Origin of the sequence: Xanthomonas sp. WHRI 8393 (assembly GCF_040203315.1) — a bacterium.
Taxonomy (GTDB): Bacteria; Pseudomonadota; Gammaproteobacteria; order Xanthomonadales; family Xanthomonadaceae; genus Xanthomonas; species Xanthomonas arboricola.
The window spans coordinates 826220-839807 of sequence record NZ_JBEGGL010000001.1 but is presented as its reverse complement, the minus strand read 5'-3'; the positions used below and the strand labels follow the sequence as shown (position 1 = coordinate 839807).

The window sequence follows — 13588 nt, the reverse complement described above, 5'->3', positions numbered from 1 at the left end:
TCCACTTCGCGCGGCTACCAGGTGATTGAGCGGTGTGGGTGAGTCGGGTGCAGAGCTGCGGATCTGCGGTTTGGCTGCAGGGCCCTTGCCCGCCCACCATCGCAGGACACGCCGCAAGTACGTCCATGTAGGCTCTTACGCGGCATCCATGCCGCGTAAGGTCCCGCGACGGTGGGCGGGCAAGGACCTGTCGGGATGGTCGGCGTGCACGGCAAGAGCAGTGCTTGCTACGCGTTGTTCGGATTGTCGTGCGGCCGAAAATCTTCCATCGCAAGCCGAGCACCAATCAGGTTTTCACCTGGTCGCCGACCAACCTTCTAATGCGGTGTCCTTGCCGGTTGCGGGACCCTTGGCGGCATGGATGCCGCCGAGGAGCCTCCATGGACGGAGTCAGTGCGGGTCCCGCAAGCGGTGGGGGCACTGCGCAATCGACTCACTCACCGTCACGCGTCAACGCTGCGAATGTGGCCGGTACGTTGCCGCCATCGAGACAGCCTTAGAGAGGTTTTGCCCGCTACTCCTGGTCAGCTGCACCCAAACGCATTCACTGACCCACTCACCCGATCGCACACTGCTTCAACTGGCGGTCCGCGTACCACAGCGCGCGGCGGGCCAGATCGTAGGCGCTGTCGGCCTGGCGCGGCAGCATCTGTGCGGCCATCACCGGGTCGGCGCCGTTGTTCAAGGCGTGCTCGGCACGCTCCAGATCGCCCAGGTGCGTGCGCACCGGCGACAACAGGGATTTGCGTTTGGACGCATCGCAATGCGCGCTGCGCTGCTCCAGCGCGGCCAGCGCCTCGCGGATGCGGCGGCTGGCTTCGCCCTTGAGATCGGGCGGTGTCTCGTGCGCGATCGGCGCGGCCTTGTAGGCATCGCCGGTCGCCTCGCTGCCCATCTCGGCCTGATTGCCCGCCAGCGCGGGGTTGAAGCGCACATCCGGCGGTGGCCGCGCCTTGGCCACCTGCGTCTGCGGCCCGTTGAGCATGTCGTTGAACTTCTTCATGCCGCGATTCATTTCCTGCATCGCCACATCGCCCAGCGTGCCGTCGCTCTTCCAGTCCTTGGCAAAGCGCGTGTCCTGGTATTGCACCGGATTGACCCGTTCCATCACGTTGCGCGCCTTGGCCTGCGCGCGTTCGTCGGCCATGCCCGGTGGCACCGCGGCGCCGGCCTGCGCCATCGGGTCGACCTGCGCATCGCGCGGCATGCGCAAGCGGCCTTCGCGGGTGTAGAGCTGGGCCGCCATCGATTCGCCAGCGGGCGCGTTGGCGGCGGCAACCTGCCGCTGCGGCGGTGGGGTACGTGTCGGCGGTGGCGCACTGCGCGCGGATGAGGCCGCGGCAGGAGCCGCGCGCGGTGTGGAGTCGCGTTGCTGCGGCGGTGTCGCCGGCGCCGGCAGCGTCAACTGCGGACGCGGCACGAAATACACCTGCAAACTGTCGTCGTGTCGCGCGGTGTCGCGTGGCGGCGGCATATACAGCAACAGACAGGCAAGAAAGAACAGGATGGCGCCCGTGCATGCGACAGCGGCGACATGCGGGACAAGCGTTTCCTTCCTGCGGGTAATCACAATGCGGGAGACCGATGAGATGAGAGATGCGCACGCCGCACCGTGAACCCGGTGCAGGACGCGCAAATCTAGCGGGCGTGGCGTTTGCGCGCGTTTGAAATTCGTTGTTTGGGCCGCAGGCGCCAGCCGCCATTCACATTAGCGAGCGTGGCGGCCGACGCCCGCTGCTTGCCGACAGGCATTGCCCGGCCCCGGCGGCATGGATCCTGCATGCTGTGGCGGCGGTCGTTCGCCCTACATCCGGTCGATGCCGACTGGCCAGGGTGCGGGCCGCACATGCTCAGTCATCCTCCGGACGGTACAGCCGCTGGCAGACCTCGCAGAAAAACGCCCGCCGCCCGGCCTTGCCCAGGTGCTTTCGATACTGCAGCGGCGCGCCGTCGCGCGGGCAGCTGGTTTTGGTATGCACCTGATAATGCTTCTTCAGCACGAAGGCCTTTTTCCAGGTGTAGAAGTCGAAGCTATAGTCGCGCGCCTGGGTGACCAGCTCGCCGAGCTTGCGCGCCGACAATGCGCCCACCGTGCTTTCCGGGTGCACACGGATGCGATGCAGCACTTCGTTCTTGATGATGTTGCCGACGCCGGCAAAGATGGTCTGATCCAGCAACGCATCGGCGGCCAACATGCCGGGTGCGGCGCGTAACTTGCGCCGTGCCTGCGCGCCATCCCAGAGCGGGTTCATGACATCCGCCGTCCAGTCGTAGACCTCGTCCAGCGGGCGCTCGATGAACTGCACCGAGCAGGCGTAGAAATTCAACCGCTGGCCCTTGGAAAACTCCAGGCGCAGACGCGGCACCGCATTCGGCTTGTCCTCGTCGATGCGATAACTGCCGAACAGCAGAAAGTGGATGCGCACGCTGAACTGCGCGCACTCGATCAGGAAGTGCTTGCCCCAGCTGCGTAACGCCAGCACCTTTTGCTGCTCCAGCCGCGCGATGTCCTGCTTGCCGTTGCCGGACACGCGCAGGATCTTGCGGCCGACAAACGCTTCGGTCTGTTCGCGCAGGATGACAAGGGAAGGACCTTCTGGCATGCGCCCAGTATCGAAGTCGTCGGTGAGTCGGCCGTGAGCGCAGTGCACACGCAACGCTGACATGCGCGCATGCATAGAGTGCTGCCCACCCGTCTTGCGTATACCTCATGCAGGCTCGTTCATCCATCGCCCTGCCGCGCGTGCGCTGTGGCTGCGCAGGCTGGTCGATTCCGGCCGCCGACCGCGCCGCATTCGGCGATGGTGCCAGCGTCCTGCAGCGCTATGCCACACGTTTTGATGCAGTGGAGATCAACTCCTCGTTCCATCGTCCGCACCGTGCCAGTACCTACGCACGCTGGGCCGACAGCGTACCGGAGGATTTCCGCTTTTCGGTCAAGCTGCCGCGCAGCATCAGCCACGATGCACGCCTGCAAGGTACCGGTGCATTGCTGGATGCCTTCCTGGCCCAGGCCGGTGCGCTGGGCACGCGACTGGGCTGCCTGCTGCTGCAACTGCCGCCCAGCGCTGTGTTCGATGCGCCGGTGGCGGCCAGGTTCTTCGCCATGCTGCGGCGGCGCTGGGACGGCGGCGTGGTCTGCGAACCGCGCCATGCCAGCTGGTTTCTCCCGCAGGCACAGGCGCTGCTGGCACGCCACCGCATCGCACGCTGCGCCGCCGATCCGGCGCCGGTGCCGGACGCCGCCACACCGGGTGCGACAGCCGGCCCGCAGTACTGGCGCTGGCATGGCGCACCGCGCATCTACTACAGCAGCTACGACGACAGTGCGCTGCAGACACTGGCCGACGCGGTGCGCAACGCAGCGCAGGACGCGACGCATCCGCAGGCAGAACGCTGGGTGATCTTCGACAACACCGCCGCCGGGCTGGCGGTGCCCAACGCGCTGCAGCTGCAGCGTTTGTTGCAGACCGGTCGGCCGCGCCAAGGCTGACGCATAAGGACAGCAAGCCGCCTGGCTTTGTTCGGCGTGCCACCGGTGCGTCCACGCCGCTGCAATCGGTCAGGCGAGCAAGGCCGAGCTGCCGCCGGCCAGTCCCCACGCGCGCCGGCTGCCGTGCACTGGCAGTGCCGCCCGCCGTTCGCCACGTGCCGCCCGCCGCGCTGTGGCGCGCATCTTGCAGCGATGTCGGCAATCCGACGCGGTCCGCACGTGGCTCAAGCTGCCTCGATCCGGGCCGATAGGCCTGAATCGGCAACGCAACCCGCGCAACCACCTGCAGCCCCGCGCCGGATCACCTTGCTGAATCCAGTCGTCTCCGTGCGAAGCCTGTCGGCCTGCCGACACCGTCGTCCGGCCCCGCCCGCCACTTCGGTCGTTTACCATGCCGCACGTCACTGCCCGTTCTGGAGATGCCATGAGTTCTGCCGCGCCCCCGTGCTGCACGTCGCTGCTTGGCCTGTCGCTGAGCATGTTCGTGGCGCCCTGCACGCTGACCGCCGCGCCCATGGACACTCCGGTCGTCAACGCACCGGCGGCCACACCGCCCACGCCCGACCTGGCCTACCCGGAACTGTTCCGGGCGGTGCAGAGCGGCGAGCTGTTCGACGACCAGAAGCACTTCGTCGACTTTCTGCCGCTGCGCGACCCGGCCCTGATCAACGCCGACTATCTGGCGCAGCACGATCACCCCGGCTTTGACCTGCGCAAGTTCGTGGACGCCAATTTCGAAGAGTCGCCGCCGGTGCAGACCGACGCGATCCGCCAGGACACCGCGCTGCGCGAACACATCGACGAGCTGTGGCCCAAGCTGGTGCGCAGCCAGACCCACGTGCCGCCCTACAGCAGCCTGCTGGCGCTGCCGCATCCGTACGTGGTGCCGGGCGGACGCTTCCGCGAGGTGTATTACTGGGATTCCTACTTCACCATGCTGGGCCTGGTGAAGAGCGGCGAGACCACGCTCAGCCGCCAGATGCTGGACAACTTCGCCTACCTGATCGACACCTACGGGCATATCCCCAACGGCAATCGCAGCTACTACCTGAGCCGCTCGCAGCCGCCGTTCTTCTCCTACATGGTGGAACTGCAGGCCGGCGTGGAAGGCGAAGCGGTCTACCAGCGCTACCTGCCGCAGCTGCGGAAGGAATACGCCTACTGGATGCAGGGCAGCGAGGACCTGCAGCCCGGCCAGGCCGCGCGCCATGTGGTGCGTCTGGCCGACGGCAGCCTGCTCAACCGCTACTGGGACGAGCGCGACACCCCGCGCCCGGAAGCCTGGCTGCACGACACCCGCACCGCCGCCGAGGCCGGCGACCGCCCGGCCGCCGAGGTCTACCGCGACCTGCGCGCCGGCGCCGAGAGCGGCTGGGACTACACCAGCCGCTGGCTGGCCGATGGGCAGAACCTGCGCACCATCCGCACCACCGCCATCGTGCCGATCGACCTGAACAGCCTGCTGTATCACCTGGAGCGCACCCTGGCCCAGGCCTGTGCGAAGCCGGGTGCCGAGTGCACGCAGGACTATGCGGCGCTGGCACTGCGCCGCAAGCAGGCCATCGATGCGCACCTGTGGAACGCGGCCGGTTACTACGCCGACTACGACTGGCAGACCCGCAAGCTCAGCGACCAGGTCACTGCCGCGGCGCTGTATCCGCTGTTCACCGGCCTGGCGACCGACGCGCACGCCAAACGCACCGCCAGCACCGTGCGTGCGCGCCTGCTGCGCCCCGGTGGCCTGGCCACCACCGCAGTGAAGACCGGCCAGCAGTGGGACGAGCCCAATGGCTGGGCGCCACTGCAATGGGTGGCGGTGGACGGCCTGCGCCGTTACGGCGAAGACGCGCTGGCGCGCACCATCGGCGAGCGCTTCCTCACCCAGGTGCAGGCGCTGTTCGCGCGCGAGCACAAGCTGGTCGAAAAATACGGACTGGAAGCCGATGCGGCCGGCGGTGGCGGTGGCGAATACGCGCTGCAGGACGGCTTCGGCTGGACCAACGGCGTCACCTTGATGCTGTTGAACCTGTACCCGGACACCGCGAGCAAGCCGGCGCCGGTCAAACGCGTGCGCAAGCCCGAAGCGGCCACGCGATGAGCGTGCGCCAGCGCTGCCGGGCATGCCCGGCGGCGCTGGCGGCCTTGCGGTTCTGGCAGTCGGCAACGCCGGCGGATCGCTGCATCAGGCATCGCCTGATCGCTGCGCCAGTGCAGCGCGCAGCAGCGTGTTCGATTGGTTGCTGCTACTGCACCACCGGCCATGCACTGCCGTCGTAACCCAGCCGGTTGATGCCCAGGCGCGCGTCGCCGCGGTCGTCGTAGTAGTGGTAGACCAGGATGTCGCCGTCGCCATCGCGGAACACCGATTGCCCGCCTGGCCCATGCATGCTGCCCAACCCGGACTGGATCACCGTGCCGCCGCCGTTGCGCATGTCCACCCCGGCGCGATCCAGGTACGGCCCGGTCACCGAGCGCGCACGTCCCACCGCAATCTTGTAGGTGCTGCTGGCGCCCTTGCAGCACGCATCGAACGACACGAACAGGTAGTACCAGCCATTGGCCTGCTGGATGAAAGGCGCCTCCACCGCGCCCGGGGACGGCCGGCTCGCCAGGCTGTAGCGCGTCGTGTTGCCGGACAGCTGCTTGCCGGTGCCGGGGTCGAGCTGGATCAGCTTGATCCCCGACCAGAACGAGCCGAACGCCAACCACCACTTGCCATTGCCGTCCACCACCAGATTGCCGTCGATGGCGTTGTAGTCGTCGCTGCTCTTGGAGGTGTAGACGATGCCTTGATCCTTCCACGAGCCAGGCTTGCCGGTGCTGCTGCTGGCAAGCGCAATCGCCGAGGTATTGGTGGCGAACTTGGAGGCGGTGTAATACATCAGATACTTGCCGCCATGGAAGGACACATCCGGCGCCCATAGCTGGTTGTCCGGGTTGTAGCTGCGCACCCAGCTCGGCATGCTGCTGAAGATCGCGCCCGCATTGCTGAACTTGGTGCGGTCGGTACTGGTGACCACGCCGGTGGTGGCATAGATGTAGTAACGCCCATCGCTCAGCTTGAGCATCGACGGGTCGTGCACGATGGTGTCGCCGCTCACCACACCCGGCCCCACTGCCGCTTGCGCGGGCGCGCCATGCAAGCCAGTGGCAGCAGCAGCCAGGGCCAACAGCGACGCAATCGCGCGACTACGCAGAGACATTCCAGACCAGCCACCTTCCACTCGACTGCCACCCACAACGCGCATCGCCCCACTCCTTGAACAACGTAAAGACGTTTTCTGTAGGCGCAATCTAGCCCGGCAACAATGCCACGAATCCGACGCCGATCTCAGAAGCACGGTGCAGGCCGAGCGGTTGTTTTATTTGCGACGTGCCTTCGTGCCGAACTGTGTAACGTAGCTGGGATTGCATACGTCGGAACGTGGCGCGCACAGAGTCACTGCACCAGTGGCGTATCGGCGTCATCTCTTTATCGCCGTGCAGTGCGTCGATGCCAACCCGCATCCATGACGCTGCAAAAAGCTGCAGCACTACTTCGCCACGACGCACAGATCTTGATGGATGGGCACCTGGTTGTGGCTGTCATCGCGCGCGACGCGCTGACTGAGCACCATGTGCGCCGCAACATCGGCGCGCCATCTGTGCAGACGCACAGCGACGCGCACACCAGTACGCTTCGAAGATACAAGCCTGCCGCGTATCATGCGCACTCTTTCACCCTCCAGGACGGATCCATGGCCGTACGCACGCTTAACGAATTTCTCGCCCATTCCAAGGAAAAGGACGTCAGCCCCGATCCGTTCGAACTGGAAAACCCGCACCTGCTGGAAGTGCGCCTCGACGGCATGGTGTGGTCCAAGGCCGGCGCCATGGTCGCGCGCACCGGCAACGTCAAGTTCACCCGCGAGGGGCTGCTGGAACAGGGCCTGGGCAACCTGCTGAAGAAGGCGGTCAGCGGCGAAGGCATGCAGCTGATGAAGGCCGAAGGCCAGGGCCGGGTATATCTGGCCGACCTCGGCAAGCTGGTGACCTTGTTGCGTTTGAATGGCGAAGCGATCTTCGTCAACGGCAACGACGTGCTGGCCTTCGAATCCGGCGTCGAGCACAAGATCACGATGATGCGCAAAGTGGCGGGCATGCTGTCCGGCGGCCTGTTCAATGTGCGCCTGAGCGGCCACGGCATCGTGGCGATCACCTCGCACTACGAGCCGCTGACCCTGCCGGTCACCGCCGCCAGCGGCCCGGTGTTCACCGACCCCAATGCCACCGTGGCCTGGTCGGGCACGCTGTCCCCGGAGCTGGTCACCGACGTGTCGATCGGCACGCTGTTCGGCCGAGGCTCGGGCGAAAGCCTGCAGATGCGTTTTGCCGGCGAAGGCTGGGTGGTGGTGCAGCCGTACGAGGAAGCCAGCTTCCAGGCCAAGGGCTGATCCAGGCCGCCCGGCAGCAATCAACAATGCGTCTCGCCTGGTCGCACGCTACGCAGCTGGGCAGTTTTCCGGTCTCGGCGCAGTGCGCAGTGACAGCTGCGCATCCCAGCCACCCTGTAGGAGCGCCCCCGGGCGCGAGGGCCTTCCCGGTAACGCCGCATCGTCCCGGTAACGCCGCATCGTCCCGGTAACGCCGCATCGCGCCCAGGTGCGCTCCTACGGGGTTTCCTGCAGTCTGCCGCGCGCTGCACAGCTACCGGGATGCCCTAGCCTGGCATTGCGTAGTCACGCCACCGTAGGCAACAGATGATTGCGTTGACGGCACTCTGTAGGAGCGCCCCTGGGCGCGAGGGCCTTCCCGGTAACGCCATATCGCGCCCAGGTGCGCTCCTACGGTTTCCGGCTCTGATGCATCACACCCAGCCACGTTTGCGGAACCAGGCCAGCGGCACCAGCATGCTCAGCACGATCACGCCCAGCGCCCAGTAATACGCGTCGTGCCACTTGAGCTCGGGCATGTAGGCGAAGTTCATGCCCCAGATGCCGACCAGCACGGTGGGCGGAATGCCGACCACCGAGGCCACCGCCATCACCTTCATCACGTTGTTCTGGTCCATGTTGATCATGCCCAGCACGCTGTCGAGCAGGAACTCGATGCGGTCGTCCATGTGCTGCTGGAATTCACTCAAGGTGGTCAGGTCCTTGTGCAGCAAGCCGATGCGTTTGGCCGCATCGGCACCGAACCAGTCCGGCGCGGCGCCATCCAGATAGGTGACCAGACGCAGCAGGCCTTGCCCGGCATTGTGCAGCCCGCCCAGACGTCGGCCCATGCCCCCGACCTGATGCAGCATGCGCTCCAGGTCCTTGGTTTTGTGCGGGTTGTCGAACACCTGCCGGGTGGTGTCGGTGACCTCGGCTTCCAGCGATTCGAGCCGGTCTGCCAGGCGCCCCACCAACTGGTCGAAGATGCGCAGCAGCAGATCGTCGGCGCTATGGCAGGGCTCATGCGCAAGACGCGCGGCCACCGCATCCAGCGAGCCCATGTGCTGCTCGCGCAGGGTCACCAGCATGGTCGGCGACAACGCAAAGCCCAGCGGCGCAGTCGGGCCATCGTCGTCCTGAAAGCGCGGCACGTTGAGAAACAGCACCTCGCCCTGGCGCCGCACCCGGCTGGAGAATTCGATCTCGCCGATGGCCGCGCGATCCGGCAGCGCAAAGCCCACCTTGTCTGCGGCCTGCGCCAGTTCCTGCGCGCTGGCCTGGCACAGGTCGACCCAGCAACCTTGCGTGTGCTGTGTTCCGGCAATCGGGTGCGTCGTGATCATGCGATGGGCCGTGGCGATGGATGGCGGCGAGCATCCCGTTCCACCCGATCCGCGTCAACGTCGCGCGCAAAACGCGCTTAGCTGCCAGTGGCCTTTATCGCAGCGCCGTGCAGCCACAGACGTCAAGGCCCCGCAGTGCGGGGCCTTGATGAGGTCTTCGCTGGATGCCTTCGCTGGTACGCGCGCTCAGCCGCTGCGCGTCTGCTGCCGCTTCACCGCATAGCCGATCGCCAGGATCAGGAACCACACCGGGCTGGCCAGCAAGGCCTGGCGTGTGTCGGCCTGCAAGGTCAGCAGCACGATGACGAAGGCGAAGAACGCCAGGCACACGTAGCACATCAACACGCCACCGGGCATCTTGAACGCCGAGGCCGCGTGCTGCTCGGGCCGCTTGCGCCGGTACGCGATGTAGGCACACAGGATCAGCGACCACACGAACATGAAGAGCACCGCCGACAAGGTGGTGACCAGCGTGAACGCAGTGACCAGGTTGGGGATCAGGTACACCAGCATCGCGCCCAGCAACAGGCACAGGCAGGAGAACAGCAGGCCACGTGCCGGCACCGCCGCACGCGAAAGCTTGGCAAAACCCTTGGGCGCGTGCTGCTCCTCGGCCAAGCCGTAGAGCATGCGGCTGGTGGAGAAGATGCCGCTGTTGGCCGACGAGGTGGCCGAGGTCAGCACCACGAAGTTGATCAGGCTCGCGGCCGCCGGCACGCCGGCCAGCACGAAGAGCTCCACGAACGGGCTCTTGTCGGCCACCACCTGCCGCCACGGCGTCACCGCCATGATCGCGATCAGCGCCAGCACGTAGAAAATCAAAATGCGCACCGGGATCGAGTTGATCGCCTTGGGCAGGTTGCGGCGCGGGTCTGCGGTTTCCGCAGCGGTGGTGCCGACCAGCTCGATGCCGACGAAGGCGAACACCGCGATCTGGAATCCGGCAAAGAAGCCGCCAATACCCATTGGGAACATGCCGCCGTCGTTCCACAGGTTCGACAGCGAGGCCACATTGCCCGACGGCGAGCGGAAGCCCCAGGCCACCAGCCCGGCGCCGGTGAGGATCAAGGCGCAGATGGCGATGATCTTGATCAGTGCGAACCAGAACTCCATCTCGCCGAACAACCTGACCGTCACCAGGTTCAGGCTCAGCAGCAACAGCACGCACAGGATGGCCGGGATCCACGGCGCCAATCCGGGGAACCAGAACTGCGCATAGGCGGCGATCGCGATGACGTCGGCGATGGCGGTGATGATCCAGCAGAACCAGTACGTCCACCCGCAGAAGAACCCGGCCCACGGCCCGAGCAGATCGGTGGAGAAGTCGATGAACGACTTGTACTCCAGGTTGGACAGCAGCAGCTCGCCCATCGCGCGCATCACGAAGAACAGCATCGCGCCGATGATCAGATAGACGAACAGGATCGACGGGCCAGCCAGGCTGATGGTCTTGCCCGAGCCCATGAACAGCCCGGTGCCGATCGCGCCACCGATGGCGATCAGCTGCAGGTGGCGATTGGAAAGACTGCGTTGCAGATGATCGGGCGCGGACGGATCGGACATGGGGCACGGCACCGGCAAGTGAACAAGCCGTCAAAAATACGAGATCGCGGCAGCGCGCACCAGCGGTTTACACAGCGGCGCCGGGTAGGCCGCAGCGTGCGCCGGCGAACGGTGGTTGGCTAGCCCCATCGTGGTGCGCCGCTTATCCACGCGTTCGCGGCTGCCCTGATCGAGGAAGCGCAGCCGTCGGTAACGCGCGCAACGCATCGCTGGAGCAGTCCCCCTCTGCCTGCCGCCTGCACGTTGCAGCGCTGTCTGCTCTCGCGACACACAGGCACATGCACTACCAGGGCACGAGCACAGCCGGTCGACCACGTCCGCAGCATGCCTGCCGTTACGTCCGTCACCCGCGCAGCGCAACATGGCCACCGCTGGTCGGCGATGCATCAAGTACACACCGCCGACAGCGGCGGCGCATCAAGCATCCCGCACAAACCGCGATCCCCATTCCAGTGCGGCCGCTCGCCTGCCGCGGCTCCCACACTCCTGCCCGCTTCCTTGACCCGGCGCACGGACCGCACACGACGATCGCTGGTCTCCTGCGCGGGCCATCCCTCAGGACACTCCCATGCGCTCTCATGCTCATCTGCTGCTTGGCCTGGCCTTGCTGACTCCCGTGACCGCACTGGCCGTGCAGGTCGACACACGCGGACACCTCACCGATGCGCGCGGCCAGGCGCTGCAGGTACGCGGCGTGACCTGGCCCGGCTTCGATCGCGCAGCGCTGGCGGCCACCGGACTGCGCAGCAATACGCTGCAGCAACTGCTGGATCAGATGCAGGCATCGGACATCAATACCGTGCGCGTGCCGATCTGTGCGGCAACCCTGCAAGCCAGGCCGGTGGCAGCCGCCGAGGTAGCCGGCGACCCCGCGCTGGCTGGCCTCACTTCCCTGCAGTTGCTCGACGCCGTGGTGCGCGCCAGCACCCAGCGTGGCATGCAGGTGCTGCTCGCTTTCGCCGATGGCGCTTGCGATGACGCGGCGCCGCAGCTGGGCACGCAGCACGACGCCTGGATGGAGGGCCTGGGCCTGCTCGCGCGCCGCTACGGCAGCACCGCGGGCGTGCTCGGGATCGACCTGGGCAGCAGCGGCTACCGCAATGCCAACTGGGCGGGCAATGCGGCAGACGCCGACTGGAACCGCATCGCCGCGCGAGCAGCGGCCGCGGTGCTGAAGCAGGCGCCGGCCTGGGTGATCGGAGTGGAGGGCGTGGGCAACGACGCGCTCTGCAGCGACTCCGCACGCAAGGCCGCCGGCAGCAATCTGCAGCCGCTCGCCTGCGTGCCGCTGCGCATTCCGCGCGCACATCTGCTGCTGATGCCGAAGCTGGCCGGGCCGGATCGCGACGCGGCGGACGCGTTTGCAGCGGCCGACTTTCCGCGCAGCCTGCCGGCGAGCTGGCAGCGCGACTTCGGACAATTCTACGCCGATCACGCGGTGCTGCCGGTCAGCCTGGGCGGCGGCCTGGGCGATGGCGATCCACGTGACCGGGCATGGCAACACGCACTGAGCGGGTATCTGAGCAACACCGGCATGCACAGTGCCGTGCTCGGTAGCTGGGAGGTGGGCAATGCCAACAACGGTGGCCTGCTTGCCAGTGATGGCAACCCGCGTGCCGACAAGCTGCAGGTCCTGCATCAGGCCTGGGGACTGACGAGCGCCAGCGCCGCCACGCCATCGGCAAAGACGGCCGCTGCCGCGGATGCCAGCAAGGCCACTGGCTGGAACAGCACCTTCACCGGCACCGCGACCTATACCGGCTCGGGCTATTCCGGCGGAGCGGCGCTGCTGGATCCCATTCCGAGCAATGCCTTCATCACCGCGCTCAACCCCACCCAGATGAACTTCGGCGGGGTCAGGGCCGCACTGGCCGGCGCCTATCTGGAAGTGACCGGGCCCAAGGGCAAGGCCGTCGTCTACGTCACCGACCTATACCCGGAGGGCGCATCGGGCGGCCTTGATCTATCGCCCAACGCCTTCGCGGCGATCGGCGACACCGTGCAGGGGCGCATCCCGATCAGCTGGAAGATCGTGCGCGCGCCGACCACCGGTAACGTGCAATACCGCATCAAGGAAGGCAGCTCGCGCTGGTGGGCGGCGATCCAGGTGCGCAATCACGTCTACCCGGTGGTCAAGTTCGAAGTGAAACAGGGCAGCAGCTGGAAGAGCCTGCAGAAGATGGACTACAACCACTTCCTCGGCGAGCAGCTCGGCAACCAGCCCTTGTCCATTCGGATCACCGATATCCGCGGCAAGGCCATCCTGGACACGATCCCCGCGCTGCCCGAAGACGGCGACAAGCCGGTGTACTTCGAACCCGGGCATGTGCAGTTCCCTTGACGAGGGCATCGCGCCCTTGACCATCCGGCCTGGGAACATCCAGACGATGCTGAAGAATCTCAGTGTCGGCCGCACACGCCTGGTGGCTACTCAAGTGCTTGGTTAGCCGCTCTTACCCCCCGCATCAACCACCCGCAAGCCCGCCACCGACGCGGCCGGGCAATGCCTGATCGTCGTCTTCTTCCAGATCGCCCACCTCCTCGCGCAAACCGCCTTGCTGCGGAGTCTGTTCTTCCAGCGGGATTTCGTCTTCATTGGTATCCGGATCGGGCGTGCCGTGTGCCGACAGCCCGGCAATGGCGGTGGTCATCGGACGCGCAGTGCGTGGATTGAGCTGCATGAGGTGACTCCGATCGGTTCGAATGAAGCACCGACAGTGCGCAACGCAGCGCTACCGCACCGTGATCCCGGGCAGGATCGTGCTGACATGCCG

Annotated in this window: 10 protein-coding genes; 4 read left to right on the top strand and 6 right to left on the bottom strand. The window is 66.3% G+C overall.

Annotated features, from left to right (window positions below; translation table 11 throughout):
* Positions 1–556 precede the first annotated feature (556 nt).
* On the bottom strand, positions 557–1570 hold the full coding sequence (locus ABQ137_RS03630) for a hypothetical protein (RefSeq protein WP_184515987.1): 1014 nt from the start codon (positions 1568–1570) through the stop codon (positions 557–559).
* Between the two features lie 280 nt (positions 1571–1850).
* Entirely contained in the window at positions 1851–2603 is a 753-nt protein-coding gene (locus ABQ137_RS03625; RefSeq protein ID WP_184515984.1) for a DNA-formamidopyrimidine glycosylase family protein, read from the bottom strand.
* A 107-nt stretch (positions 2604–2710) separates the two neighbouring features.
* On the opposite strand from ABQ137_RS03625, the gene ABQ137_RS03620 reads away from it, so the two are divergent.
* Both ABQ137_RS03620 and treA read left to right on the top strand, forming a co-directional pair.
* Positions 2711–3493, top strand: coding sequence for a DUF72 domain-containing protein (locus tag ABQ137_RS03620; RefSeq protein ID WP_024937802.1), 783 nt, complete (start codon positions 2711–2713; stop codon positions 3491–3493).
* Between the two features lie 424 nt (positions 3494–3917).
* Positions 3918–5591, top strand: a complete 1674-nt coding sequence (gene treA / locus ABQ137_RS03615) for an alpha,alpha-trehalase TreA (RefSeq protein WP_184515981.1) — start codon at positions 3918–3920, stop codon at positions 5589–5591.
* A gap of 145 nt (positions 5592–5736) precedes the next feature.
* Here the strand turns inward: treA and ABQ137_RS03610 are convergent, their stop codons facing one another.
* Positions 5737–6696: an arabinan endo-1,5-alpha-L-arabinosidase gene (locus tag ABQ137_RS03610; RefSeq protein WP_184515978.1), complete on the bottom strand. Its 960-nt coding sequence runs from the start codon at positions 6694–6696 to the stop codon at positions 5737–5739.
* Between the two features lie 534 nt (positions 6697–7230).
* On the opposite strand from ABQ137_RS03610, the gene ABQ137_RS03605 reads away from it, so the two are divergent.
* Entirely contained in the window at positions 7231–7926 is a 696-nt protein-coding gene (locus tag ABQ137_RS03605; protein ID WP_039523320.1) for an AIM24 family protein, read from the top strand.
* A 413-nt stretch (positions 7927–8339) separates the two neighbouring features.
* Here the strand turns inward: ABQ137_RS03605 and ABQ137_RS03600 are convergent, their stop codons facing one another.
* Together ABQ137_RS03600 and cycA are read right to left on the bottom strand one after the other, a co-directional pair.
* A complete protein-coding gene (locus tag ABQ137_RS03600) occupies positions 8340–9251 on the bottom strand; it encodes a CorA family divalent cation transporter (RefSeq protein WP_039523317.1) in 912 nt (303 codons plus the stop codon).
* A 186-nt stretch (positions 9252–9437) separates the two neighbouring features.
* Positions 9438–10814 carry a D-serine/D-alanine/glycine transporter gene (gene cycA, locus ABQ137_RS03595; RefSeq protein ID WP_039523314.1) on the bottom strand — a complete coding sequence of 459 codons (1377 nt, stop codon included), beginning with the start codon at positions 10812–10814 and terminating at the stop codon, positions 9438–9440.
* A 568-nt stretch (positions 10815–11382) separates the two neighbouring features.
* Here cycA and ABQ137_RS03590 point away from each other — a divergent pair.
* A complete protein-coding gene (locus ABQ137_RS03590; protein ID WP_184515975.1) occupies positions 11383–13155 on the top strand; it encodes an expansin EXLX1 family cellulose-binding protein in 1773 nt (590 codons plus the stop codon).
* Between the two features lie 124 nt (positions 13156–13279).
* On the opposite strand, the gene ABQ137_RS03585 is transcribed toward ABQ137_RS03590, so the two are convergent.
* Positions 13280–13495, bottom strand: coding sequence for a hypothetical protein (locus ABQ137_RS03585; protein WP_024937810.1), 216 nt, complete (start codon positions 13493–13495; stop codon positions 13280–13282).
* Positions 13496–13588: the final 93 nt, after the last annotated feature.

Bases quoted from the DNA above. Each gene is read 5' to 3' on its own strand.
- ABQ137_RS03625 (WP_184515984.1), bottom strand. From the start codon at position 2,603: ATGCCAGAAGGTCCTTCCCTTGTCATCCTGCGCGAACAGACCGAAGCG.
- ABQ137_RS03620 (WP_024937802.1), top strand. From the start codon at position 2,711: ATGCAGGCTCGTTCATCCATCGCCCTGCCGCGCGTGCGCTGTGGCTGC.
- treA (WP_184515981.1), top strand. From the start codon at position 3,918: ATGAGTTCTGCCGCGCCCCCGTGCTGCACGTCGCTGCTTGGCCTGTCG.
- ABQ137_RS03610 (WP_184515978.1), bottom strand. From the start codon at position 6,696: ATGTCTCTGCGTAGTCGCGCGATTGCGTCGCTGTTGGCCCTGGCTGCT.
- ABQ137_RS03605 (WP_039523320.1), top strand. From the start codon at position 7,231: ATGGCCGTACGCACGCTTAACGAATTTCTCGCCCATTCCAAGGAAAAG.
- ABQ137_RS03600 (WP_039523317.1), bottom strand. From the start codon at position 9,251: ATGATCACGACGCACCCGATTGCCGGAACACAGCACACGCAAGGTTGC.
- cycA (WP_039523314.1), bottom strand. From the start codon at position 10,814: ATGTCCGATCCGTCCGCGCCCGATCATCTGCAACGCAGTCTTTCCAAT.
- ABQ137_RS03590 (WP_184515975.1), top strand. From the start codon at position 11,383: ATGCGCTCTCATGCTCATCTGCTGCTTGGCCTGGCCTTGCTGACTCCC.
- ABQ137_RS03585 (WP_024937810.1), bottom strand. From the start codon at position 13,495: ATGCAGCTCAATCCACGCACTGCGCGTCCGATGACCACCGCCATTGCC.